Genomic DNA, 24,553 nt, shown 5'->3' on the forward strand with positions numbered 1-24,553 from the left:
GGGTGACAAGCACGGCCACTACGGCATCTTCGGCGGCCAGTTCGTGCCCGAGGCACTCAATGCGGCGCTCGTGCAGCTGGAGAACGAGTTCGTCGCCGCGCTGCGCGACGACGACTTCCGCGCCGAGCTCTCCCGGTTGCACCGCGACTACGCGGGTCGGCCCAGCCCCATCACCCCCCTGCCGCGGTTGAGCGAGCACGCCGGCCGGGCGCGGCTGGTCGCCAAGCGGGAGGATCTCAACCACACCGGCTCGCACAAGATCAACAACGTGCTCGGGCAGGCGCTGCTGACCAAGCGCATGGGCAAGACGCGCGTCATCGCCGAGACCGGCGCCGGCCAGCACGGCGTCGCCACCGCGACGGCCGCAGCCCTGCTCGGGCTGGAGTGCCGCGTCTACATGGGCAAGGTCGACACCGACCGGCAGGCCCTCAACGTGGCCCGCATGCAGCTGCTCGGCGCCGAGGTGATCGCCGTGGAGTCGGGCTCCGCAACGCTCAAGGACGCCATGAACGAGGCCATGCGCGACTGGGTGTCGACGGTTGACACCACGCACTACCTGATCGGCACGGTGGCCGGGCCCCACCCGTTCCCGCTCATGGTCAAGGAGTTCCAGCGCATCATTTCCACCGAGGCGCGCGCGCAGCTCCTCGAGAGCCACGGCCAGTTGCCCGACGCCGTCGCCGCGTGCGTGGGCGGGGGCAGCAATGCGATGGGTATGTTCGCCGACTTCATCAACGACCCCGAGGTGGAGCTCTACGGTTTCGAGGCCGAGGGCGACGGCATCGACACGGGCCGGCACGCCGCGTCCATCACCGGCGGGGCGGTGGGGGTGCTGCACGGCATGCGCACCTACGTGCTGGCCGACGAGGACGGCCAGACCATCGAGTCGCACTCGATCTCGGCGGGGCTGGACTACCCGGGCGTCGGCCCGGAGCACGCGTTTCTGGCCCACACCGGGCGCGGTCACTACGAGCCCGTGACCGATGCCGAGGCGATGGAGGCGTTCGGCCTCATCACCCGGCTGGAGGGCATCATGCCGGCCATCGAGTCCGCGCACGGGATCGCCGGGGCGTTGCGGCTGGGCCGTCGGCTCGCCGAGGAGCAACCCGACCGCGAGCCGCTGATCTGCATCTGCCTGTCGGGGCGCGGGGACAAGGACGTGCCGACCGCCCTGGACTGGTTCGGTCTCACCGGCGTCCCCAACGAAACGGTGGGGGGTTTCTGATGTCGGACGTCCGCGCCCGCAACGCCGGCCGCTCCGGGCAGGTGTACCTGCGCGCCAAGGCCGAGGGCCGCGCCGCGCTGGTGGGTTACTTACCGGTCGGCTACCCCGACGTGCCCACGTCCCTGGACGCCCTGCGCGCCTTGTGCGGCGACGGCGACCACCCGGGCGTCGACCTGGTCGAGGTGGGCCTGCCCTACTCCGACCCGATGATGGACGGCCCGGTGATCCAGCGCGCGGGCACCACGGCGCTGGCCCGCGGCGTCCGCACCCGCGACGTGTTCGCGGCGGTCGAGGCCGTGGCGTCTGCCGGGGGGACTGCGGTGGCGATGACCTACTGGGCGCTCGTCGACCGCTACGGGGTGGACGCCTTCGCCCGCGACTTCGCCAACGCCGGGGGCGCCGGGCTGATCACGCCCGACCTGACGCCCGACGAGGCCGAGGAGTGGTTCGTCGCCTCGGAGGAGCACGACCTCGACCGGATCTTCCTCGTCGCGCCCAGCTCGACCGACGAACGGATCATCGCCACCACCGCGGCGTGCCGCGGCTGGGTGTACGCCACGGCGGTCATGGGCGTGACCGGCGCGCGGCAGCAGACGTCCTCGGCCGCGCCCGCGCTGGTGGAGCGGCTGCGTCGGTTGGCGCCGGACACGCTGGTGGGCGTCGGCCTCGGCGTGAGCGACGGTGAGCAGGCGCGCGAGGTGGGCACGTTCGCGGACGGGGTGATCGTGGGATCTGCGTTGGTCAAGACGCTCCTGGCCGCCGAGGACGCCGGGAACCCGGCCGATCTGGCGGGGCTGCGGAGCGTGGTGGCCGATCTCGCCGCCGGGGTCCGCTCCTAGGCTCCGGGGTGGCGGGACGCCGCGGCGGGCCCACGTGAGAGGCGGCGTCCCAGCACGAGCACTGCCGCGAGCATGACGACGGGGAACACGGTGCCGACCGCGATGCCGTCGGCCAAGGACCCCGTCAGCTCGGCGACCTGACCCACCACCGCCGGCCCCAGCGCGGCGCCGGCGTCCCCACCGAGCGCCAGGAGGGCGAACAGCACCGTCCCACCGCGCCGGAACACCGACGAGCCCAGCGTGAACGTGCCCGGCCACAGGATGCCGACGCTGAAGCCGCAGGCGATCACCCCGGCCAACCCGAGCCACGGCCACGGCCCGTAGGCCGCCACCAGGTAGGACGCGATGCACAGCACGAGGCAGCCGGTGATGATGTGGCGCACGTTCTTGACGCTGACCCGCGCGCCGAACAGCACCCGGGCCAGGCCCATCGTGATGGCGAACGCCATGGGGCCCATGAGGTCGCCGGTGGTCTTGTCGAGCCCCAGCCCGGCCTGGGCGTAGGCCGACGCCCACTGGCTCATCGACAACTCGGACGCCCCCGCCGCGGCCATGAGCAGCACGAGCAGCCAGAACACGGGCTCGCGCAGCAGGTGGCGGTACCCCATGGCAGCCCCCTCCTCGACGAGCCGGTGGTAGGGCACGAACCACAGCAGCACCGCGTTGAGCGCCGGCACGGCGGCCCAGGCGAAGCACAGCAACGGCCAGCGATCCTCGCCGAGGGTGAGGAAGCCCACCGTGGAGAGGGCAACGACGGCCACGAGGCCCCAGCAGTAGAACGAGTGCAGCAGGCTCATGTGCAAGGCCTTGTTCTGCGTGGGGAGCGCCTCGACGACGGGGCTCACCAGCACCTCCAGCAGGCCGCCGCCCACCGCGCTGATCACCATCGCCAGCACCAGCCCGAGGTAGGGGCTGGGCAGCAGGAAGGGCAGCGTGCCCAGCGCGACGAGCCCGGCCGCGGCCACCACGTGCGCGGCCACCATCGCCGCCCGATAGCCCACCTTGTCGATCAGCGGGGGAGAGACGGCGTCGGTGAGCAGTTGCACCCCGAAGTTCACGCTCACGATCAGCCCGATCGCGCCGAAGCCGATGCCGAACGCGTCGTGCCAGATGATGAAGAGCAGCGGGCCCAGGTTGTTCACGATCGCCTGGGTGACGAAGCCGACGTACGACCCGGCGAGGGTGGCGCGGTGGTCGAGGCGCAGCAGGGGTGTCCGGGAGCTCACCGCCCGAGGGTATCGCCGTTCGCGATCACCGTCCCTTGACGCTGGCGCCGCTCGCCGCCTGCTGCCCGCCGCCTACCGCTCGTCGCCCGCCCCGTGTCCACGCCCATCAACGTGGGGCGCGTGCGAACCGGTATGGGGCAAGATGGCGGCGTGCTGCTGTCCATCCCGAGCCCCGACATCCGGTCCTTCTCCCTCGGGCCGCTGACCATCCACATCTACGCGCTGTGTCTCATGGCCGGCATGGCCGCGGCGTGGTGGATCGGCTCGCGCCGCTGGGTCGCGCGCGGGGGGCGTCCGGAGACGTTCGAGACCATCGCGCTGTGGTCGATCCTGATCGGCATCGTCTTCGCCCGGATCTACCACGTGCTGACCCATTGGGGCGACTACTTCGGCCCCGGCCGCAACCCGTGGAGCGCGCTCTACATCTGGGAGGGCGGCATCGCCATCTTCGGCTCACTGATCGGCGGGGCGCTGGCCGCGTTCCTCGTGTGCCGCCACCTCGGGGCGCGCTACGGCGCCTTCGCGGACGCCCTCGCCCCCGGCCTGATCATCGCCCAGGGCATCGGACGCCTCGGCAACTGGTTCAACCAAGAGCTGTTCGGCGGGCCGGACGACGGACCGCTGGGCCTGGAGATCGACCCGCAGTACCGTCCCGCGGAGTACGCCGACGTCGCCACGTTCCAACCGACGTTCCTCTACGAGATGACGTGGAACATCAGCGGTGGCCTGCTGCTGCTGTGGCTCGATCGGCGCTTCAAGCTGGGCTGGGGCAAGGTGTTCGCGCTGTACATGGTGATCTACGGCACGGGGCGGTTCTTCATCGAAGGGCTGCGGACCGACGTCAGCTACCAGCTCGGCCCGCTGCGCACCAACCAGGTGACGGCCCTGCTGGTGCTGCTGGGTGGCGCGCTGCTGTTCGTGACCCTCACCCGGTTGCGCCCCGGACGCGAACCGTGGGTGGAGCGCCGCGGCATCGGCGGCCCGGATGCGGAGGCCGATGCCGATCCGGATGTCGACGCCGACGCCGATTCCGGCGTTGATGCCGATGCCGATGCCGACACTGGCACCGGTGGGGGCGCGACCGCCGCCTCCTGAGCAGGACCTCCGGCGACTGTTACGGTCGGCCGGACGCCCCCGGGGGACGCCCTCGGGACCCGGCCTCGGGACCCGGTCGACGCGGCGCTGGTTCTCGCTCAACGACTTCTGGGCACGCCGAGGAGCACTCGGTGCAGCGTCGTGGCCGGTGCGATGCTCACCTGGCGCACCCTCGGACACGTGGCGCACCTTGACGTCACGTGGCGCGGTGGGGGTCCCGGTGGCGATGTTCACCTGGCGCAATCTGGGCACACGTGGCGCGGTGGCGGTCCCGTGGCGATGTTCACCTGGCGCACTCTGGGCCCACGTGGCGGACCTTGGTGTCACGTGGCGCAGTGGGGCTCACGTGGAGGCCCGTGCAAGGCCCGCCAGGTGGGCTGCGCTGCGCCACGTGCAGTTCTGCTGCGCCTCGTGGAGAGAAGCTGCGCCACGTGGAGTCGGGGTGCGCAACGTGGAGTCGGGGTGCGCAACGTGGAGTCAAGGTGCGCCCCGTCGGGCTGCGCAAGGCCGCATGGGAGCGGCGCAGGGAGCACCATCGCCGACCGGTGGCCCGCAGAGGGGCCGCTGATCGCGTCCACCACAGCCAACGGTCCCGCCAGCAGCAGCCGGCGCCGGCCCGCCTCCCTGTCCTTGGCGTCGCCTCCCTGCCGCTGGAGCCGCCCCCCTGTCCGGCGCCGTCCCCCCTGCCGTTGCAACGGCAGGGAGGTGTGCTCTTGGCAGGGCGGCGGTCGTTGGGGTAGCGAGGCGACGGTACCGGCAGGGTCGCGGCGGCAAGGGCAGGGTCATGGCGGACGCAACAGGGGCGCGGCGGACGCAACAGGGTCGCGGCGGCAAGGGCAGGGTCATGGCGGACGCAACAGGGGCGCGGCGGACGCAACAGGGTCGCGGCGGCAAGGGCAGGGTCATGGCGGACGCAACAGGGGCGCGGCGGACGCAACAGGGTCGCGGCGGCAAGGGCAGGGTCATGGCGGACGCCACAGGGCGCGGCGGACGCGACAGGGGCGCGGCGGAGGCAACAAGGTTGCGGCGGCCAGGGCGGGGAAGCTGCGGCCAGGGCGGGGCGCGGCGGCACCGGGTGGGCTGAACGCGGTAGGTCGGCATGGGCGGGGCGCTGCGGCACCGGGCGGGCTGAGCACGGCAGGGTGGCGATCCGTGAATGGGGTGGCGGTGGACGCGGACGGCGCGGGCGTCCGGATGGCGGACCGGCGCGGCGATGGTCGCCCGCGTGGGGGACCCGTCGCTAGGCTGCCACTGCGCACCATGCGGTGTGGCCAGGAAGGTTGTCCGTTGGATGGCTGCCACAGAGCCCGTTGGAGCAGGAGAACAAGTGAACGCACGCACCCACCGGCCCGATGAGGGCCTGTACCGCCATGACTTCGAGCACGACGCCTGCGGTGTCGCCTTTGTCGCCCGACTGAGCGGCGAGGCGTCCCACGACATCATTGCGCAGGGACTGCTCGCCCTGGAGAACCTCGACCACCGCGGCGCCACCGGTGCCGACGAGGCGGCCGGCGACGGGGCGGGCATGCTGCTGCAGATCCCCGACCGGCTGTTCCGCGACACCGTCGACTTCGACCTCCCCCCGGCGGGCAGCTATGCCGTGGGCATGGCGTTCCTGCCGCAGGATGCGGTGGAGCGCGCCACGGCGAAGCGCTCGATCGAGTACATCGCGATCGAGGAGGGTCTGCGCGTCCTCGGCTGGCGCGAGGTGCCGATGAGTTCCGACACGCTCAGCCCGATCACGCTGGCCGTCATGCCGCACATGGAGCAGCTCTTCGTCACCGGACGCGGTGCCGCCGGCATCGACCTCGACCGGCTCGTCTACCCGCTGCGCAAGCGGGTGCGCAACGAGGCGTCGGTGTACTTCGCGTCGCTCAGCGCCCGCACCACGGTCTACAAGGGGATGCTCACCACCCAGCAGCTTGCCGAGACGTTCCCCGACCTGCTCGACGAGCGCACCGAGTCCGCCCTGTCGCTGGTGCACAGCCGGTTCTCGACCAACACGTTCCCGAGCTGGCAGCTCGCCCACCCCTTCGGCTTCATCGCCCACAACGGCGAGATCAACACGGTCAAGGGCAACCGCAACTGGATGCGGGCCCGCGAGGCGCTGCTCCAGAGCGACCTGATCCCCGGCGACCTGGATCGGCTCTTCCCGATCTGCTCGGCGGAATTCTCCGACTCGGCGTCCTTCGACGAGGTGCTCGAGCTGCTCCACCTTGGCGGACGCTCGCTGCCGCATGCCGTGCTCATGATGATTCCCGAAGCCTGGCAGAACCACACCGAGATGGACGCCGCACGCCGCGCGTTCTACTCCTTCCACAGCTCCGTGATGGAGCCCTGGGATGGCCCCGCCGCGGTCTGCTTCACCGACGGTGCCCTCATCGGCGCCACGCTCGACCGCAACGGCTTGCGTCCGGGGCGTTACTGGGTGACCGACGACGGGCTGGTGGTGTTCGCGTCCGAGGCGGGCGTGCTGCCCATCGAGCCCGAGCGCGTGGTCGAGAAGGGACGCCTCCAGCCCGGCCGCATGCTGCTGGTCGACCTCGAGGAGCACCGCCTCATCAACGACGACGAGATCAAGGCCGGCCTCGCCGCCGAGCACCCGTACGCGGAGTGGCTGGAGCAGCGCGTCGATCTGGAGGATCTCCCCGAGCGCCAGCACGTCGTCCACAGCCACGCGTCGGTGGTCCGGCGGCAGCAGGTGTTCGGCTTCACGCATGAGGAGCTCAAGCAGATCGTCGCGCCCATGGCGCAGACGGGTGCCGAGCCCATCGGCTCGATGGGCTCCGACACGCCGGTGGCCGTGTTGTCGGACCGCCCGCGGTTGCTCTTCGACTACTTCAGCCAGCTGTTCGCCCAGGTCACGAACCCGCCGCTGGACGCGATCCGCGAGGAGCTCGTCACCTCGTTGGCGTCCTCGCTCGGCCCGGAGGCGAACCTCCTGGAGGCCGGCCCGCAGTCGTGCCAGCAGGTCGTGGTGGGGTACCCGGTGCTCGACTCCGACGAGCTGGCCAAGCTGGTGCGGATCAACCGGGACGGCTCGATGCCGCAGCTGGACGCCCACGTGGTCCGCGGGTTGTACCGACTGCTCGGCGGGCCCGATGAGCTGGCGCGCCGGCTCGAGGAGATCTGCGCCGAGGTGAGCGGGGCCATCGAGCGGGGCGCGCACATCATCATCTTGTCCGACCGGCACAGCAACATCGACTACGCGCCGATCCCCTCGTTGCTGCTCACCGCGGCGGTCCACCACCACCTCGTGCGGGAGAAGACGCGCACCCAGGTGGGGCTCGTGGTCGAGGCCGGTGACGTGCGCGAGGTGCACCACGTCGCGCTGCTCATCGGGTACGGCGCCGCGGCCGTGAACCCGTACCTGGTGTTCGAGTCGGCGGAGGATCTGGCGCGCCGCGAGGTGCTCGTCACCGTCGACCCCGAGAAGGCCGTCAAGAACGTCCGCAAGGCGCTCGGCAAGGGCGTCCTGAAGGTCATGAGCAAGATGGGCGTCTCGACCATCGCCTCCTACACCGGGGCCCAGATCTACGAGGCGCTCGGCCTGAACAGCACATTCGTCGAGCGCTACTTCACCGGCACCACCAGCCGCATCGAGGGCATCGGCCTGCCGGAGATCGCCAGGGAGATCCAGGCGCGCCACGACGTCGGCTACCCCGTCGACCGGCGGACGCTGCCGCACCGCACCATCGACGTGGGTGGGGAGTACAAGTGGCGCCGCGAGGGCCCGCCGCACCTGTTCGACCCCGAGACGGTGTTTCGCCTGCAGCACGCCACCCGCGAGAAGCGCTACGACATTTTCAAGCAGTACACGAGCCGGGTGGACGACCAGGCCAAGCGGCTGATGACGCTGCGCGGCCTGTTGGAGTTCGACACGGACGCCCGCGAGCCGATCAGCATCGACGAGGTCGAGCCGGTCAGCGAGATCGTCAAGCGGTTCTCCACCGGCGCGATGAGCTACGGCTCGATCTCCCAAGAGGCGCACGAGACCCTCGCGATCGCCATGAACCGGCTCGGCGGCAAGTCGAACACCGGCGAGGGCGGGGAGGACCACGAGCGGCTCCACGACCCGCGGCGTCGCTCGGCGATCAAGCAGGTGGCGTCCGGCCGGTTCGGCGTGACGAGTGACTACCTGACGAACGCCGACGACCTCCAGATCAAGATGGCCCAGGGCGCCAAGCCCGGCGAGGGCGGCCAGCTGCCCGGCCAGAAGGTCTACCCGTGGGTGGCCAAGACGCGGCACTCGACGCCGGGCGTGGGGTTGATCAGCCCGCCGCCGCACCACGACATCTACTCGATCGAGGATCTCAAGCAGCTCATCCACGACCTGAAGTGCGCGAACCCGGTGGCCCGGGTGCACGTCAAGCTGGTCGCCGAGGTGGGCGTGGGCACGGTCGCGGCCGGCGTCTCGAAGGCGAAGGCCGACGTCGTGCTGATCTCCGGCCACGACGGCGGCACCGGTGCGGCTCCGCTGACGTCGCTCAAGCACGCCGGCGGCCCGTGGGAGCTCGGCCTCGCCGAGACCCAGCAGACGCTGCTCCTCAACGGCCTGCGCGACCGGATCGTCGTGCAGGTGGACGGCCAGCTCAAGACCGGCCGCGACGTCGTGATCGGCGCCCTGCTCGGTGCCGAGGAGTTCGGCTTCGCGACCGCGCCGCTGGTCGTCAGCGGCTGCATCATGATGCGCGTGTGTCACCTGGACACTTGCCCGGTCGGCGTCGCGACGCAGAACCCGGAGCTGCGGGCCAAGTACTCGGGCCACGCCGACTTCGTCGTGACCTTCTTCGAGTACATCGCCGAGGAGGTGCGCGAGCATTTGGCCGCGCTGGGCTTCCGGTCGATCGAGGAGGCCGTCGGCCACGTCGAGGTGCTGCGCACCAAGGCGGCCGTTGACCACTGGAAGGCCCAGGGTCTGGACCTCGCGCCGGTGCTGCACCAGGTGGCCGTCGACGGCCCGCTGCACCGCGTCACGACGCAGGATCACGGGCTGGAGGCGAAGCTGGACGTCGAGCTGATCGAGCGCTCGCGTCCGGCGCTGGAGCGCGGCGAGAAGGTGCGCTTCGCGGTCGACGTCCGCAACGTGGACCGCACGGTGGGCACCATGCTCGGCCACGAGGTGACCAAGGTCAGCGGCGGCGAGGGCTTCAACGACGACACCATCGAGATCACGTTCACCGGCACGGGCGGGCAGAGCTTCGGGGCGTTCGTGCCCCGGGGCGTCACGCTGAAGCTCATCGGCGACACGAACGACTACTTCGGCAAGGGGCTGTCGGGCGGACGCCTGTCCGTGCGGCCGCACCCCGAGGCGTCCTTCGCGGCCGAGGAGCAGATCGTGGCGGGCAACGTCATCGGCTACGGCGCCACCTCGGGTGAGCTCTACATCCGCGGCCGGGTCGGCGAGCGCTTCTGCGTGCGCAACTCCGGCGCCACCGCGGTGGTCGAGGGCGTCGGGGACCACGGGTGTGAGTACATGACCGGCGGTGAGGCGTTGGTGCTCGGCGCGACGGGCCGCAACTTCGCGGCCGGCATGTCCGGCGGCGTCGCGTGGGTGCTCGGCCTGGACGAGGGCCGGCTCAACACCGAGATGGTGGACGCCTGGGAGCTGGACGACGACGACGTGGCGCGCATCACCGAACTGCTGGGGCGTCACGCCGCCGAGACCGACTCGGCCGTGGCCCGCGGGCTGCTCGACGAGGGTCCGGAGGCATGGCGGGGCCGGTTCACCAAGGTGGTGCCGCGTGATTACGCCCGGGTGCTGGCCGCCCGTGCCTCGGCCGAGGCCGAGGGGCTCAGTGAGGAAGAGACCGTGACGAAGATGATGGAGGCTGCTCATGGCTGATCCCAAGGGCTTCATGAAGGTCGAGCGCCAGGTCGCCGAGCGGCGGCCGGCGTCCGAGCGCGTCCACGACTGGGACGAGGTTTACCCCGGCAGCCCCGGACGCGCCGTGCTGCCGATCATCCGGCAGCAGGCGAGCCGCTGCATGGACTGCGGCATCCCGTTCTGCCACCAGGGGTGCCCGCTGGGCAACCTCATCCCCGAGTGGAACGATCTCATCTACCACGACCTGTGGCGCTCGGCGACCGACCGGCTGCACGCGACCAACAACTTCCCCGAGTTCACCGGACGCCTCTGCCCGGCTCCCTGCGAGACGGCCTGCGTCGTGGGCATCAACCGCGAGCCGGTGACCATCAAGAACATTGAGGTCGCCATCGCCGACAAGGCGTGGGACGACCGGCGCGTCGTCCCGGTCGTGCCCGAGTGGCACACCGGAAAGACGGTCGCGGTCGTGGGCTCCGGCCCGGCGGGTTTGGCCACCGCGCAGCAGCTGACGCGCGCGGGGCACACCGTGGTGGTGTACGAGCGCGCCGACGACATCGGCGGCCTGCTGCGCTTCGGCATCCCCGAGTTCAAGATGGAGAAGAAGGTCCTCAACCGGCGGCTGAAGCAGATGCGCCAGGAGGGCACGGTCTTCAAGCCGAGCACGAACATCGGTGTGGACATCACGGGCGAGGAACTGCTGGACCGCTTCGACGCCGTGGTGCTCACCATCGGGTCCACGCTGCCGCGCGAGCTGCCCATTCCGGGCCGGGAGCTGGACGGTGTCCACCAGGCCATGGAGTTCCTGCCGCAGGCCAACCGCGTCGCGGTGGGCCAGCAGGTGGACGGCCAGATCACCGCCACGGGCAAGCACGTCGTGGTGATCGGCGGCGGCGACACGGGCAGCGACTGCATCGGCACGAGCCTGCGGCAGGAGGCCGCCTCGGTCACCCAGCTCGAGATCATGCCGACCCCGACGTCGGATCGCCCGGGCAACCAGCCCTGGCCGACGTACCCGATGCTGTTCCGCGTCAGCACCTCCCACGAGGAGGGCGACGTGGCGCGCGAGTACGCCGTGTCCACCTCGGAGTTCGTCGGCACCGACGGGCGCATCACGTCGCTGAGGTTGTCGGAGGTCACCTTCGACGCCGGCAGGTTCGTGCCGGTGGAGGGCACCGAGCGGGAGATCCCGGCCGATCTGGTGCTGCTCGCCATGGGCTTCACCGGCCCGCAGCAGACCGGCCTGGTCGAGGAGCTGGGGCTCGAGCTGGACGCCCGCGGCAACATCGCGCGCGACGACTCCTACGCCACCAACGTGCCCGGCGTGTTCGTGGCCGGGGACGCGGGGCGCGGCCAGTCGCTGATCGTGTGGGCCATCGCCGAGGGCCGGTCCGCCGCCCAGGGAGTGGACGCCTACCTGCAGGGGAGCTCCGCGCTGCCGCGTCCGATCAACCCGACCGAGCGTCCGCTGGTGGTCTGAGCCGCACCTCCAGGTGCACCTACGGGAGGAGAGCGAGCCCCCCGAGACCAGCGATCAGGGCGAGGGCAAAGACGGCGATCGACGGCCAGGCCGACGGTGTCCGGGGGCCTGCCCTGGTACGTGCCGCCTGCGTCAGCACGGCCACGGCTGCTGCACACAGGGGGACACCGCCCAGCAGCGCGCTCCTGAGGTCCCGGGCGACCATCAGACCGACGAGCGTGACGAGCAATCCGCAGCAGAGGTAGACCGCCGACGCGAGAGCGAACTGTTTGGGTGTGCTCGTGTCGTTGTCGGTCATCAGATGGCGGCCGTCACGCGTCCGCGTCGAGGCCCCGCAGCCGGGGATTCCGGAGGAGCACAGCGACGCGCTGGCGCAGCGACGCAGAGCTGAGCGCCGGATGGTCGCCGAGCAGATGCGCACCCGCCAGCAGGTAGGCACCCATGAGCGTCGCGAAGGCGGGCAGCCCCACCCAGGACGGCCGAGCGACGAGGGTGAAGGCCGCCCAGACGAGCAGTGCATTGCCCGCGATCGCGGCCGCGTAAAGGATGGGGCGCACGCGCGGAAGCGCCGCGTGGGCGTAGAGGACACCCACCGGGATGCACAGGGCCAGGATGGCCACAGCAGGCCAGAGGTCGGACATCCGGAGGTCTGTCATGGGGTGTCGTCCATTCCTCGAGGGGTGTCTCGACGGTGCCCGACCCGCGTCGAGCTGTCAAGGGGAGCCAAGGTTCTACGTCCGTCCTCGTCCCCGCGGGGCCGCCCGGAGTTCGTGGCCTGGTACTGCGGCCATCCGGACGCCTCCCGCTCACTGATGTCCGGCGGGATTCGGACGCACCTCAGGAGAGGGAAGCCGAGTTGGGGAGGGGCCAACCACCAGCAGGCCTTCGGTCGTGAGTGCGAGCGTGTGGGCGCAGCCACACGCGGCCACCCACAGTTCAGACCCCGACTGCACCGTGGATTGTGATGTGCTTACAAACCAATACAAGCTGCCCGTTTCGAGCGAAACCGAACTCGCCCCCACCCCACGCAACTCCGACCTGGAAAGCGCCAAACGTGCGTTGGGACCTGGCGTACCACCGGGGTCTACTTCCTGCCCTTCTCACTTCCGCTGTCGCGTAGGCGACCCGAGTGGCCCCTTACCGACAGGTCGGCCAGGACGGTGGTGACTCTACCCTGCTCTCAGCAGGGCTTGCCAGGCACGCACGGTACGGCATCGATTCGGCACAGACAGGTCCACCGGATAGTGGCAGTCCCCGCCCTGCCGTGCACTTAGGCTTGGGGCCCATTGGGGTCAGGATGCGCACATTCATTCAAGATTTGGAACTCCGAGCGCTTGGCACTCAGCGGTCACGCTCGGGGGAAGCAGACAGCGATGTGCTTGCCCATCGTGGCAAGCCTTGACGCCTTGCACGTGGCGACCCCTCGCAAGTGAGCGCCTTCACAGGATCGTCCATGCTCTCAGCCTCTCGACTGGAGGCTCAGAGGGCCTCCTCGCCGTGGGCTTGTCTCTGTGCGCGCCGCATGTCGGCAGACCCGCCATGCGAAGATGCCACCCATGACGCACACGCCGCACGTCGCCATCGTCGGTGCCGGGCCGTCCGGGCTGTTCGCCGCGCAGGCGCTGCTCCGGGCTCACGAGAGCGTCCGCATCGACATCCTCGACCGGCTACCGGCGCCCTTCGGGCTGCTGCGCTACGGGGTGGCCCCCGACCATGCCAGCATGCAGGGCATCCAGCGTGCGTTGGTGGCACCGTTCACGTCCGAGCGCGTCCGCTTCTTCGGGCTGGTCGAGCTGGGCCGCAGCATCACCCGCGACGAGCTGGTGGCCGGCTACGACGCGGTGATCTATGCGGCTGGTGCGTCGGAGGATCGCCGGCTCCACGTCCCCGGCGAGGAACTGCCGGGTAGCCGCTCCGCGCGGGAGTTCGTGGCCTGGTACTGCGGCCATCCGGACGCCGAGGCGCAGCAGCTCGCCGGCGTCGAGGCGGCGGTCACGTTCGGCGTCGGCAACGTGGCCGTGGACGTCGCTCGCGTGCTGGCCGCCTCGCCCGCCCGGTTGGCGGGCACCGACATGCCCGGGGACGTGCTCGCCGAACTGCGCCGGGCGTCGGTCCGCGACGTGTGGGTGGTCGGACGCCGCGGGCCGCAGCACGCGAGCTTCACCACCCCGGAGCTGCGCGAGCTGCTGGGGCTCGACGGCGTCCAGCCCGTGATTGACCCCACAGACGTGGCGGGTATCGACGAGACCGACCTCGACCGGCGCGTGCGGGGCAATCTCGCCGCGCTGCGGGAGGCGGCGGGCCGCTCGGTGCCGGACGCCCACGCGCGCCTCCACCTGCGGTTCTGGCGGCGCCCGGTCTCCGTCATGGGCGAGGACGCCGTGAGCGGCGTCGTCCTCGAACGCACGCTGCCCGCCGGCGGGACGTCCGTGGTGGGGACGGGGGAGCGGGAGACCATCGCATGCCAGTTGGTGCTGCGCGCCATCGGGTACCGGGGGCGTCCGCTGGCCGGAGTGGCCTTCGACGACGAGGCCGGCGTGATCCCGAACCGGGGTGGCCGTGTGGTGCGTCCCGACGGCACGCCGAGCCCGGGGGAGTACGTGGTGGGGTGGATCAAGCGCGGCCCGGTCGGCGTCATCGGCACCAACAAGTCCGACGCCGCCGAGACGGTGGCCCTGCTGCTGGACGACCTCGCCGCTGAGACTGGCGTCAAAGACGCGGCGCGGGGGCCGGAGGTGGACGCCCTGCTGGCCTCCCACGGGTTGGAGGCGTCCAGCTTCGCGGATTGGGAGGCCATCGACGCCGAGGAACGGGCGCGGGGTGAGGCGTCCGGCCGGTCGCGGGTGAAGGTGGCGTCCTGGAGCCAGCTCACTGACCTCGTCCGGCACGGCCGCGGCGGCGGCCCGCTGGAGCGGGAGCACGAGGGGGAGGCGGCTCCGGCTGCTGAGGCGGGGCTCGCCGGTGACGATCTTTCCTGAGATCGGCCCGGTGTCGGGAAGACTGGTTCCCACAATGTCGTCGTCAGGCAGGAGAGGTCATGGAGTCGGTCGAGGTGCGGGGCACGATTCGTCTGGGTCAGTTCCTCCAGGTCGCGGGCCTGGTGGACACCGGCGCGGACGCCCGGGAGGTGATCCTGACCGGTGAGGTGCGGGTCGACGGCGAGCCGGAGACCCGCCGCGGGCGTCAGCTCCACGGTGGCGAGGTCGTCGAACTGAACGGACGCAGCGTCCGCGTCGGCGTCGAGGAGGATGCGTCGGACCGGTGAACTTTCATCTCAGTCGCGCCGAGTGGCTGGGCAGCACCGGTTCGTGATCACCCAGCTCACCTCCGAGGCGCACCAAGAGGCGGGTCGACGAGGCGCGCATGCGCATGGGTTCTCGACGCGGCTCCTCACGGGACAATCCAGACGGGTGCATCCCAGACGGGTGCATCCCAGACGGGTGCGTCCCAGATCAGCCCAGCGGTGGGTTGGCCAGATCGGTCACGCGCAGCAGGGTCGACTTGCCGAAGAGGCTCTCCACGAGGTCGACGGCCAGCTCGGCGGTGGTGTTGCGGACGTCGAGGGCCGGGTTCACCTCCACGAGGTCGAGCGAGCCGAGGCGTCCGGTGTCGGCGATCATCTCCATGCAGAGCTGCGCCTCGCGGTACGTCGGCCCGCCGACGACGGGCGTGCCCACTCCGGGTGCCACCGCCGGGTCGACGAAGTCGAGGTCGAGGGAGAGGTGGAGGTGGGTGTCGGCGTCCACGCTTGCGAGCACCCGGCGCATCGCGCGCCGCATGCCGGCCTCGTCGAGGTAGCGCATGTCGTACACGCTGATCCCCAGCTCAGCCAGGAATCGCTTCTCGCCGGCGTCCACGCTGCGCAGGCCCACTTGGTGGATCTGGTCGTGCGTGATCGCCGGCCGCTGGTCCGACAGGCCGGTGAGTTCGTCGGGACCGTGGCCCAGCAGGCAGGCGACCGGCATGCCGTGGATGTTGCCGGTGGGCGTCATGGCGGAGGTGTTGATGTCGGCGTGGGCGTCCACCCAGATGATGAGGAGCTTCTTGCCCACCGCGCGGCAGTGGGCGGCGACGGCGCTGATCGAGCCGATCGCGAGGCTGTGGTCGCCGCCCAGCACGACGGGCAGGCGTCCGGACGCCAGCTCGGCGGCGACGGCGTCGCGCAGCGCGACGTTCCAGGCGATGACCTCGGGCAGGTGCCGGTAGCCGTCGACGGGGGGCGTCATGGGGTTGGGCGGGCCGTCGATGTCGCCGGTGTCGACCACGTCGCGGCCCAGGCCGCGCAGGCCGCGTCCGATACCGGCCACGCGGAGGGCGCCCGGGCCGAGCCGGCATCCGGCGACGCCGGCACCGATGTCGGTGGGTGCACCGATCAGGGACAGCTCCATGGGTTCCTCCTCGTCGACCACGTTCGATGATCAGTGTCGCCATGCGGCGAGCTGGGTGCAAATCCTGCCGTGGCAGCTCATTTGGACCCGAGATTGTGGCGCCATGGCAGCACAATCTCGGGTCCAAATGCCGACCCGGCGGGGCGACGCAGCACTGTCGGGGGCAGCGACTAGGGTGGTGCCTCCGGGAGGTTGACCACCACTGATGAGCGACGCATTCGTACACCTGCACTGCCACTCCGAGTACTCGATGCTCGACGGCGCGGCGCGCCTGAAAGATCTCGTGACCGGCTGCGAACAGATGGGCATGCCGGCCCTCGCGGTGACCGACCACGGCAACGTGTTCGGCGCCTACGAGTGGTACAAGACGGCCCAGGGCAGCCCGGTGAAGCCGATCATCGGCCTCGAGGCGTACCTGACCCCCAAGACCCACCGCAGCGAGCGCAAGCGGGTCCAGTTCGGCGACGGCACGGGTGACGACGTGGCGTCCAAGGGCGCCTACACGCACATGACGATGTGGGCGTCCACCACCGAGGGCATGCACAACCTGTTCCGCCTGGCCTCGCTCAGCTCCATCGAGGGCTTCTTCTACAAGCCGCGGGCCGACCGGGAGTTGCTCCAGCGCTACGCCCCCGGCCTGATCGCAACGACGGGGTGTCCCTCCGGTGAGGTGCAGACGTACCTGCGGCTGGGCCAGTTCGACGAGGCCGTTCGCTCGGCCGCGGAGTTCCGCGACCTGTTCGGCGAGGGCAACTTCTTCGTCGAGCTGATGGACCACGGCCTCGACATCGAGACCCGGGTGCGCGACGACCTGCTGCGCCTGGCCAAGAAACTCAACCTCCCGCTGGTGGCGACCAACGACCTCCACTACGCGCGCGCCGAGGACGCCGAGGCGCACGACACGCTGCTGTGCGTGTCCGCGGGCTCCAACAAGGACACCCCGGGCCGCTTCAAGTTCGACGGCAACGGCTACTACCTCAAGAGCCCCGCCGAGATGCGGCAGCTGTTCTCGAACCTGCCGGACGCCTGCGACAACACCCTCGCGATCGCCGAGCGCTGCGAGGTCGACTTCCACGAGGGCACCGGCACGTACATGCCGCGCTTCGACGTGCCGGCCGGGCACACGGAGGAGAGCTGGTTCGTCGCCGAGGTGCGCCGCGGGCTGGAGGACCGGTTCGACGGCGCGGTGCCCGACTATGCGACCAAGCAGGCCGACTACGAGGCCGAGATCATCATCAACAAGGGCTACGCGGGGTACTTCCTCGTGGTTGCCGACTTCATCACGTGGTCGAAGGCGAACGGCATCCGCGTCGGCCCCGGGCGTGGCTCGGGCGCCGGCTCGATGTGCGCCTACGCCATGCGCATCACCGATCTCGACCCGGTGCCCCACGGCCTGTTCTTCGAGCGGTTCCTGAACCCCGAACGCCCGTCGATGCCCGACTTCGACGTGGACTTCGACGAGCGCCGCCGTGGTGAGGTCATCAAGTACGTCACCGACAAGTACGGCGACGACCGGGTCTGCCAGATCGTCACCTACGGCACGATCAAGGCCAAGCAGGCGATCAAGGACGCCGGCCGCGTCCTCGGCAAGCCGTTCGGCCTGGGCGAGAAGCTGACCAAGGCCTACACCCCCGACGTGCAGGGCAAGGGCGTCACACTCAAGCAGGTCTTCGACCCCGGTCACGATCGCTACGGCGAGGGCACCGAGTTCCGCCAGCTCTATGAAGAGGACCCCGAGGTCCAGCAGGTCGTCGACACCGCGCGCGGCATCGAGGGACTCAAGCGCCAGTGGGGCGTCCACGCGGCCGGCGTCATCATGAGCAGCGAGCCGCTGCTCGACGTCATCCCCGTCATGAAGCGGGAGCAGGACGGCCAGATCATCACGCAGTTCGACTACCCGAGCTGTGAGAACCTCGGCCTGGTCAAGATGGACTTCCTCGGCCTGCGCAACCTGACGATCCTCGACGACGCCGTGAAGAACGTGCAGATCAACCGCGAGCTGGAACTCGACCTGGACGCCTTGGCCAAGGACACCACGGACGCCGCGACCTACGACCTGCTGGCCCGCGGCGACACGCTCGGGGTGTTCCAGTTCGACGGCTCGGGCTACCGCTCGCTGTGCCGCCTGATGCGACCCGACCAGTTCGCCGACATCACGGCGCTCGGCGCGCTGTACCGCCCCGGCCCGATGGGGACGAACACCCACGTCAACTACGCGATGCGCAAGAACGGGCAGCAGCCGGTCACGCACATCCACCCCGAACTGGCCGAGGTGCTCGACCAGATTCTCGGCGAGACCTACGGCCTGCTGGTGTACCAGGAGCAGGTCATGCAGATCGCCCAGCAGCTCGCCGGCTACACCCTCGGCGCGGCCGATCTGCTGCGCCGGGCGATGGGCAAGAAGAAGAAAGAGGTGCTGGAGGCCGAGTTCGTCAACTTCGAGGCGGGCATGAAGGCCCAGGGCTACTCCGACGCCGCGATCGCCGCGCTGTGGGAGACGATGGTGCCGTTCTCGGCGTACGGCTTCAACAAGTCCCACGCCGCGGCGTACGGTCTGGTGTCGTACTGGACGGCCTACCTGAAGGCCCACTACCCGGCCGAGTACATGGCGGCGCTGCTGGAGTCGGTGCGCGACGACAAGGACAAGATGGCGATCTACCTGTCGGAGTGCCGCCGCATGGGCATCCAGGTGCTGCCGCCGGACGTCAACACCTCCCAGGGCCGGTTCACGCCGGTGGGGGACCACATCCGCTTCGGGCTCGGCGCGATCCGCAACGTCGGCGACAACGTCGTGAACGGCATCATCGCCGCCCGCACTGAGCACGGGTCGGCGTCCGACTTCAACGCGTTCCTCGACCAGGTGCCGGCGGTGGTGTGCAACAAGCGCGTCATCGAGTCGCTGATCAAGGCGGGCGCGTTCGACTCCATGGGTCACACCCGGCGCGGGCTGATGGAGTGCTTCGAGACCAAGATCGACGAGGTGGTGGATCTCAAGCGCAACCAGGCCAATGGCCAGGACGACCTGTTCGCCGACTTCTTCGGCGGGGCGGACGCCGACGCCGGCGGTTCGCTCGTGGCCAGCCCGGTGCCGGAGCTGCCCGAGTGGGAGAAGATGACGCGGCTGGCGTTCGAGCGCGAGATGCTCGGCCTCTACGTCAGCGACCACCCGCTGCAGGGGTTGGAGCACGTGCTGGCCGCCAACCGCGACCTGAGCATCGCCGCGCTGGCGGGTGACGAGCGTCCCCGCGAGGGCATGGTGACGATCTGCGGCATGATCACCGGCATCCAACGCAAGCAGACCAAGGACGGGAAGGCCTGGGCGATCCTGACGGTGGAGGACCTGGAGGCGTCCATCGAGGTGCTCGTCTTCAACAAGGCCTACATGCCGGTGGCGCTCTCGCTCGGCACCGACGTGGTGGTGCGCATCCGCGGCCGTCTGCGCGAGAAGGACGACGGCGTCGAGATCACGGCACAGGACGTGGCGTTCCCCGACGTGACGCAGCGTGAGGACGGCCCGGTGACGATCTCCCTGCCCACCACGCGGTGTACGCCCGAAGTGGTGGACCAGCTGAAGTTCACGCTGCGGCAGCACCCCGGGTTGGCGGAGGTCCGCGTCCGGCTCATCAGCCCGCAGCGCGCCACGGTGTGGCGGTTGGACGACCAGCTGCGCGTCCGGCCGTCCAACTCGCTGGTCGCCGATCTCAAGGCACTGTTGGGGCCGTCCTGTGTCAGCGCCTAGCATCAACCCCGTGGGTGGACGCCAACTCGTGAACCGCGTCGGCCTCGTGGTGGCCGTGGCGTTGCTCGTCGGCGCCCTGGCCGCGCTTCTCTGGGTGGCGCTCACGCAGCTGCCGGCGTTCGTGGTGGGGGCCGACGGCCAGGCCACGATCGCCGAGCGTGCCATGGCGCAGGTTGCCTCGGCTGACTGGTGGTTTTCCGTGCTCGCGGTGGTGGGCGGGCTGGGCCTGGGGGTCGGGGTATGGGCCAGCCTGCGGCAGTGGGGCTGGCCCGTGGCGTTCGTCGCCGTGGGTGCCGCCGCCATCGCGGCCGTGACCTGTTGGCTGGTGGGGGAGACCCTCGGCCCCACCCCGTTCGCGGCGCGGATGGCCGCCGCCACCGCCGGCGAGGCGGTGCCCGTCGCCCTGCGGTTGCACGCCCTCTCCGCCCTCGCCCTGTGGCCGTTCTCCGCCGTGGCTGTCTGCCTGTTCGCCTCCGCCCTGGGGCCGGAGGTCGGCGAGCGGACGCGGCGGCGTCGCCAGGCGGTCGAGGCGGGGGCGTCCGAGCCGGTGGTCGAGGAGGCGTGATGGAGCGCGAGGCCGAGATCGAGCAGAAGTTCGAGATTGACCCCGGCTTCACCCCCTCGCTGGCCACGGTGGGCACCTGGGGCGAGCCGCGCACGTTCACGCTGACGGCGACCTACCTCGACACGCCCGAGCATGCCCTCGCCGCCGCCGGCTGGTCGCTGCGCCGGCGCGAGGGCGGGTCGGACGAGGGGTGGCACCTCAAGCGACCCCGCGGGTCCGAGCCGGGACGCCTCGAGCTGCGCCTCCCGCTGGCCGATGAGCTGCCCGCCGCGCTGCGCGCGGAGGCGTCCCCGATCATCGGCGCGGCGCCGCTGGTGCCGCTGGCCACCGTGCGTACGGAGCGCACCGAGACGCCGCTGGTGGTCGACGGGGTGCCGCGGGCGCTGGTGGCCCTCGACCGGGTGACCGCCCGCGCCGGTGCCCGCACCGAGACGTGGCGCGAGCTCGAGGTGGAGCTCGTGACGGGCGCGGATCCGGCCCTGCTGAGTGAGGTGACGGCGGCGATGCTGGCCGAGGGGGCCCGGCCGGCGGCGCACGCGTCCAAGGCGAGCCGCATCCTCGCGACCCGGCCGACCCCCACCGAGGGGAGCGCGGCGGCCGCGCTGCTCGACTATGCGGGCCGGCAGGTGGGCATGCTGCAGGCGATGGACGCCGGCGTCCGGGTCGACGCCCCCGACGCGGTGCACAAGGCGCGCGTCGCGACGCGGCGGCTGCGCAGCTTGCTGACCACGTTCGCCCCGTTCTGGGACGCCGAACGCACCGAGCCGCTGCGCGAGGAACTGCGCTGGCTCGCCGCGTTGCTGGGTGAGCCCCGGGACGCCGAGGTGCTGGCCGAGGAGTTCGGCGACCTGTTCGCCGAACTGGGCCCTGGCACGGTGGCGGACGGGGTGCGGAGCGCGGTGCTGGGGCACCTTGCCGATCGTCACCGCTGGGGCCACGCCGCGCTGGTCGCGGCCTGGGACACGCGGCGGGCTCGCGCGCTGCGGGCCGCCCTGGCGCTCCTGCTGGCGGAGCCGCCGCTGGACGCGCGGGCGGCGGGGCCGGCGTCCGACCTGCTCGCCGGCCTCGAGGCGGCCGAGGCACGCACCGAGCGGCTGGCACAGAAGGCCCGGCGCAGACCAGGGGAGCTCGAGCGGTGGCACCGGGTGCGCAAGGCGGCCAAGGCCGTGCGCTATTGCACCGAGGCGCTGGCTGAGGTGTTGGGGTCGGACGGCTCCGCGCGGGCCGCGCGGTGGGAGGCCGTCACCGAGGCGTTCGGCACGTTGCAGGACGCCGTGGTGGCCGCGGAACTGATCGAGGAACTGGCCGACGCCACCGACGCCACCGAAGACTGGGCGGTGCTGGCCGACATCCAGACCGACCGGCGCACGGCCGCTCTCGCCGAGGGCCGGGCAGCGCTGGACGCAGCGCTCACCCCCACCCGCTGAGGGCCCCCGCTTTCGCAACTTCGCTGGGTCGCTCTGCCCCCCCTGTTGGCATTTGGACCCGAGGAAATGGCGCCATGGCACCATTTCCTCGGGTCCAAATGCCGACTCGGGGGCCGCGCGGAGGGGCTCACCCCGGGGGTGCCCCGGGCCGGCTTCTGTCATGGTGGGCCTCGGGGGGTGACGGGGCGGGGTGGCGGCGGTCCCAGAGATCCAGCAGGACGTGGCCCGCCAGGAGGATGCCGAACATCGGCAGCACGTAGGCCACCATCGTGATGGTGAAGCCGCGCAGGGCGTCGTGGTCGGTGGCCAGCAGCAGGACGTACACGGTGTACGCCACGTAGAACCCGGCGAACAGAAACCCCTCGGAGCGGTGGATCAGCGAACCCGTGAACGCCACCGGCAGCAACAACAGGGCCACGGCCACCATCACCGGAATGTCGAACGCCACGGCGCTCTCGGGGACGCCGATGCCGCCGCTCAGCAGCGAGGGCAGGCCGAGCACCAGGCCGATGTTGGCGATGTTGGAGCCGACGACGTTGCCGAACGCGATGTCGCGTTCGCCGCGACGCACCGCGATGACGGACGCCGCCAGCTCCGGCAGCGAGGTGCCGACCGCGACCACCGTGAGGCCGATGACGAGCTGGCTGACCCCGAAGGCCGTGGCGATGGCGGTCGCGCCGTCCACCAAGAAGTTGGCGCCGAGCACGAGCAGCCCCACCCCGGCCGCCACGAGGAGCGCCGCGACCAGGGCGGACGGGCGGGGGCCCGAGGTGTCCGGATCGGGAGCGTCTTGAGCTGCCCCGTCCTGAGCTGCCCCGTCCTGAGCTGCCCCGTCCTGAGCTGCCCCGTTGAGGTCCGCTCCGTCGTGGCCTGCCCGCCGGCCGCGCCACACCGACCACGCCATGTGGCCCACGAACAGCACGAGCAGCAAGGTGCCTTCGACGGGGCCGACCCGGCCGTCCACGCTGAAGACCAGGACGAGGATGCTGAGCCCGGCGAGGAACGGTAGGTCGAAGCGAAGCATGTCGCGCTTGACGAGCACCGACCCGACGGCCGCGGTGATTCCCAGCACCAGCAGTACGTTGGCGATGTTGCTGCCCACCACGTTGCCGACCGCGATCTCCGGCTCTCCCCGGAGCACGGCGCCCAGGGTGACCGCCAGCTCGGGGGCGGACGTGGCCACGGAGACGACCGTCAGGCCGACCACGAGGGGAGACAGCCCGAGACGGGTGGCCAGCGCGGACGCGCCACGCACGAGGGCCTCACCGCCGCCCACGAGCAACACCAGACCACCGATGACGCGCACGATGTCGAGGACGTTCACCCGCGCAGCTTAGGGCCGGGGCCGCGGCGCGTCCCCCGACGCACCGGTGATGGCTCAGTGTGCGGTGTTCAGTGCGTGGTGGTCAGTGCGAGGTGGCGTGAGCGGGCGTCAGCGCGCGATGGGGGCGAAGGTGGCCCCGGTGACGGCGGCGAGATCGTCCGGCGCCAGTTCGACCTGCAGCCCGCGCTTGCCGCCGGAGACGAGCACGGTGTCGAAGAGCTGGGCGGTCTCGTCGATCACGGTGGGCAGGGGCGTCCGCTGGCCGAGGGGGGAGACGCCGCCTACCACGTAGCCGGAACTCCGCTCGGCCGCCGCGGGCGGGGCCAGCTCCACCTTCTTCACCCCGAGCGCCGACGCGAGGGCCTTCAGGTCGAGGCGTCCCGACACCGGGACCACACCCACGGCCAGGCTGCGCGGCCCGGTGGCGACGACGAGGGTCTTGAACACCTGCTCGGGGTCGCGGCCGGTCTCGCGGATCACCTCGGCCCCGAAGTCGGTGGCGTCGTCGTGGTGGGTGTAGGCCACCGCGGTGAACGCGACCCCGGCAGCCGTCAGGGCCTCGGTGGCGGGTGTACCGCCGGTTGGCGGGGTGTGCGAAGAGGGGCTGGTGCGGCTCACGCGTTCGACCCTAGCCGCGCGCGGGGCGTCCGCCCAGGTTCAGAGTGCGGCCACGAGGGCGACCAGCAGCGGGGCGAACACGAGCGCGGGGAGCAGGTCTCCGACGGGGATCTGCCGGATGCGGAGCAGCCGCAGCCCGAGCCCGAGGAGGATCACGCCGCCCGTCGCGGTGAGCGCGTCGATCTGACCGGCGGTGAACAGGTCGCCGAACCAGAAGCCCGCCAGGGTCAGCGCGCCCTGAATGACGCCAACCGCCACTGCCGAGAGCAGGACGCCCCAGCCCAGCGTGGTCGCCAACGCGATCGCGGCGAAGCCGTCCAGCACGGCCTTGACGAGCAACTGGTCGGCCCCGCGGCCGAGACCGTCCGACAGCGATCCCAGGATGGTCAGGGGCCCGACGCAGAACAGCAGCGTCGGCGTGACCACGGCGGCAACGAAGGTGCCGGCGTCCTCCTCGGCGGCGAAGCGGGTGCGCAACCGGTCGGCCACCGCCTCCAGCCGGTCCTCAATGCGCAGGGTCGAGCCGGTCAGGGCGCCCAGCAGCAGAGATCCCAGCACGATCAGGACGCCGGCGGACCCGACCTCGGCGGCCAGCGCCGGGGAGGCGACCGTGAGGGCCGACTGGACGCCGAGCACGATCGTCACGAGCCCGAGCACGTCGGTGACCGTGGTCCGGGTGCGCTCGGGGATGCGGTGCCCCACCACCAGCCCCAGCAGGGCGCCGACGGCGACCGTGACCACGTTCGCGACCGTGCCGAAGCCGATGAACATGGCGCCCATACAATCACGTTCGTGGAACTGCG

General features: G+C 71.1%; 17 protein-coding genes. 10 read left to right on the forward strand and 7 right to left on the reverse strand.

Going from position 1 to position 24,553, the window contains the following annotated elements:
* Positions 1-25: 25 nt before the first annotated feature.
* Together trpB and trpA are read left to right on the forward strand one after the other, a co-directional pair.
* Positions 26-1,225 carry a tryptophan synthase subunit beta gene (gene trpB / locus IFY26_RS04595; protein WP_232547919.1) on the forward strand — a complete coding sequence of 400 codons (1,200 nt, stop codon included), beginning with the start codon at positions 26-28 and terminating at the stop codon, positions 1,223-1,225.
* Entirely contained in the window at positions 1,225-2,064 is an 840-nt protein-coding gene (trpA, locus tag IFY26_RS04600; protein ID WP_232547813.1) for a tryptophan synthase subunit alpha, read from the forward strand. Before trpB ends, trpA begins: the two co-directional genes overlap by 1 nt.
* Here the strand turns inward: trpA and IFY26_RS04605 are convergent.
* The gene (locus IFY26_RS04605) at positions 2,061-3,290 is read right to left on the reverse strand and encodes an MFS transporter (RefSeq protein ID WP_232547814.1); all 1,230 of its coding nucleotides are present in this window, start codon (positions 3,288-3,290) and stop codon (positions 2,061-2,063) included. The genes trpA and IFY26_RS04605 overlap by 4 nt on opposite strands.
* Before the next feature lie 132 nt (positions 3,291-3,422).
* On the opposite strand from IFY26_RS04605, the gene lgt reads away from it, so the two are divergent.
* The 3 genes from lgt to IFY26_RS04620 all read left to right on the forward strand — a co-directional run bounded on the left by lgt (position 3,423) and on the right by IFY26_RS04620 (position 11,689).
* Entirely contained in the window at positions 3,423-4,385 is a 963-nt protein-coding gene (gene lgt / locus IFY26_RS04610; protein ID WP_416046554.1) for a prolipoprotein diacylglyceryl transferase, read from the forward strand.
* 1,327 nt (positions 4,386-5,712) lie between these two features.
* A complete protein-coding gene (gene gltB, locus IFY26_RS04615; RefSeq protein ID WP_232547816.1) occupies positions 5,713-10,230 on the forward strand; it encodes a glutamate synthase large subunit in 4,518 nt (1,505 codons plus the stop codon).
* A complete protein-coding gene (locus IFY26_RS04620; RefSeq protein WP_232547817.1) occupies positions 10,223-11,689 on the forward strand; it encodes a glutamate synthase subunit beta in 1,467 nt (488 codons plus the stop codon). Before gltB ends, IFY26_RS04620 begins: the two co-directional genes overlap by 8 nt.
* Positions 11,690-11,708: 19 nt before the next feature.
* Here IFY26_RS04620 and IFY26_RS04625 read toward each other — a convergent pair whose 3' ends face one another.
* Together IFY26_RS04625 and IFY26_RS04630 are read right to left on the reverse strand one after the other, a co-directional pair.
* Positions 11,709-11,987, reverse strand: coding sequence for a hypothetical protein (locus IFY26_RS04625; protein ID WP_232547818.1), 279 nt, complete (start codon positions 11,985-11,987; stop codon positions 11,709-11,711).
* 13 nt (positions 11,988-12,000) lie between these two features.
* Positions 12,001-12,345 carry a hypothetical protein gene (locus IFY26_RS04630; protein WP_232547819.1) on the reverse strand — a complete coding sequence of 115 codons (345 nt, stop codon included), beginning with the start codon at positions 12,343-12,345 and terminating at the stop codon, positions 12,001-12,003.
* 900 nt (positions 12,346-13,245) lie between these two features.
* Between IFY26_RS04630 and IFY26_RS04635 the strand changes: the two genes are divergently transcribed.
* Both IFY26_RS04635 and IFY26_RS04640 read left to right on the forward strand, forming a co-directional pair.
* Complete coding sequence (locus IFY26_RS04635) at positions 13,246-14,667, forward strand: NAD(P)-binding protein (RefSeq protein WP_232547820.1); 1,422 nt, start codon at positions 13,246-13,248, stop codon at positions 14,665-14,667.
* Positions 14,668-14,726: 59 nt separating this feature from the next.
* Complete coding sequence (locus IFY26_RS04640) at positions 14,727-14,954, forward strand: RNA-binding S4 domain-containing protein (protein WP_232547821.1); 228 nt, start codon at positions 14,727-14,729, stop codon at positions 14,952-14,954.
* Positions 14,955-15,141: 187 nt separating this feature from the next.
* On the opposite strand, the gene rocF is transcribed toward IFY26_RS04640, so the two are convergent.
* Positions 15,142-16,077, reverse strand: a complete 936-nt coding sequence (gene rocF, locus IFY26_RS04645; protein ID WP_232547822.1) for an arginase — start codon at positions 16,075-16,077, stop codon at positions 15,142-15,144.
* 205 nt (positions 16,078-16,282) lie between these two features.
* On the opposite strand from rocF, the gene dnaE reads away from it, so the two are divergent.
* From dnaE to IFY26_RS04660, 3 genes are read left to right on the forward strand one after another with little or no spacing between them, the layout of a single operon-like run.
* Positions 16,283-19,816 (forward strand): DNA polymerase III subunit alpha, encoded by a 3,534-nt coding sequence (gene dnaE / locus IFY26_RS04650; RefSeq protein WP_232547823.1) that lies wholly within the window; start codon positions 16,283-16,285, stop codon positions 19,814-19,816.
* 10 nt (positions 19,817-19,826) lie between these two features.
* Positions 19,827-20,381, forward strand: coding sequence for a hypothetical protein (locus tag IFY26_RS04655; protein ID WP_232547824.1), 555 nt, complete (start codon positions 19,827-19,829; stop codon positions 20,379-20,381).
* Positions 20,381-21,808 carry a CYTH and CHAD domain-containing protein gene (locus IFY26_RS04660; protein ID WP_232547825.1) on the forward strand — a complete coding sequence of 476 codons (1,428 nt, stop codon included), beginning with the start codon at positions 20,381-20,383 and terminating at the stop codon, positions 21,806-21,808. Before IFY26_RS04655 ends, IFY26_RS04660 begins: the two co-directional genes overlap by 1 nt.
* 127 nt (positions 21,809-21,935) lie before the next feature.
* Here the strand turns inward: IFY26_RS04660 and IFY26_RS04665 are convergent, their stop codons facing one another.
* The 3 genes from IFY26_RS04665 to IFY26_RS04675 form a co-directional block, all read right to left on the reverse strand.
* A complete protein-coding gene (locus IFY26_RS04665; protein WP_232547826.1) occupies positions 21,936-23,132 on the reverse strand; it encodes a calcium/sodium antiporter in 1,197 nt (398 codons plus the stop codon).
* Positions 23,133-23,240: 108 nt separating this feature from the next.
* A complete protein-coding gene (gene ybaK, locus IFY26_RS04670) occupies positions 23,241-23,750 on the reverse strand; it encodes a Cys-tRNA(Pro) deacylase (RefSeq protein WP_232547827.1) in 510 nt (169 codons plus the stop codon).
* 39 nt (positions 23,751-23,789) lie between these two features.
* Positions 23,790-24,530: a DUF554 domain-containing protein gene (locus IFY26_RS04675; protein WP_232547828.1), complete on the reverse strand. Its 741-nt coding sequence runs from the start codon at positions 24,528-24,530 to the stop codon at positions 23,790-23,792.
* Positions 24,531-24,553: the final 23 nt, after the last annotated feature.

Source organism: Propioniciclava soli (genome assembly GCF_014858005.1).
In the GTDB taxonomy this organism is placed as follows: Bacteria; Actinomycetota; Actinomycetes; order Propionibacteriales; family Propionibacteriaceae; genus Propioniciclava; species Propioniciclava soli.

What these genes read in the sequence shown, in the direction of transcription:
- IFY26_RS04630 (WP_232547819.1), bottom strand. Translation starts at nt 12,345, where the DNA reads ATGACAGACCTCCGGATGTCCGACCTCTGGCCTGCTGTGGCCATCCTG.
- IFY26_RS04625 (WP_232547818.1), bottom strand. Translation starts at nt 11,987, where the DNA reads ATGACCGACAACGACACGAGCACACCCAAACAGTTCGCTCTCGCGTCG.
- dnaE (WP_232547823.1), top strand. Translation starts at nt 16,283, where the DNA reads ATGAGCGACGCATTCGTACACCTGCACTGCCACTCCGAGTACTCGATG.
- IFY26_RS04635 (WP_232547820.1), top strand. Translation starts at nt 13,246, where the DNA reads ATGACGCACACGCCGCACGTCGCCATCGTCGGTGCCGGGCCGTCCGGG.
- IFY26_RS04660 (WP_232547825.1), top strand. Translation starts at nt 20,381, where the DNA reads ATGGAGCGCGAGGCCGAGATCGAGCAGAAGTTCGAGATTGACCCCGGC.
- rocF (WP_232547822.1), bottom strand. Translation starts at nt 16,077, where the DNA reads ATGGAGCTGTCCCTGATCGGTGCACCCACCGACATCGGTGCCGGCGTC.
- trpA (WP_232547813.1), top strand. Translation starts at nt 1,225, where the DNA reads ATGTCGGACGTCCGCGCCCGCAACGCCGGCCGCTCCGGGCAGGTGTAC.
- IFY26_RS04640 (WP_232547821.1), top strand. Translation starts at nt 14,727, where the DNA reads ATGGAGTCGGTCGAGGTGCGGGGCACGATTCGTCTGGGTCAGTTCCTC.
- IFY26_RS04620 (WP_232547817.1), top strand. Translation starts at nt 10,223, where the DNA reads ATGGCTGATCCCAAGGGCTTCATGAAGGTCGAGCGCCAGGTCGCCGAG.
- lgt (WP_416046554.1), top strand. Translation starts at nt 3,423, where the DNA reads ATGGGGCAAGATGGCGGCGTGCTGCTGTCCATCCCGAGCCCCGACATC.
- IFY26_RS04675 (WP_232547828.1), bottom strand. Translation starts at nt 24,530, where the DNA reads ATGGGCGCCATGTTCATCGGCTTCGGCACGGTCGCGAACGTGGTCACG.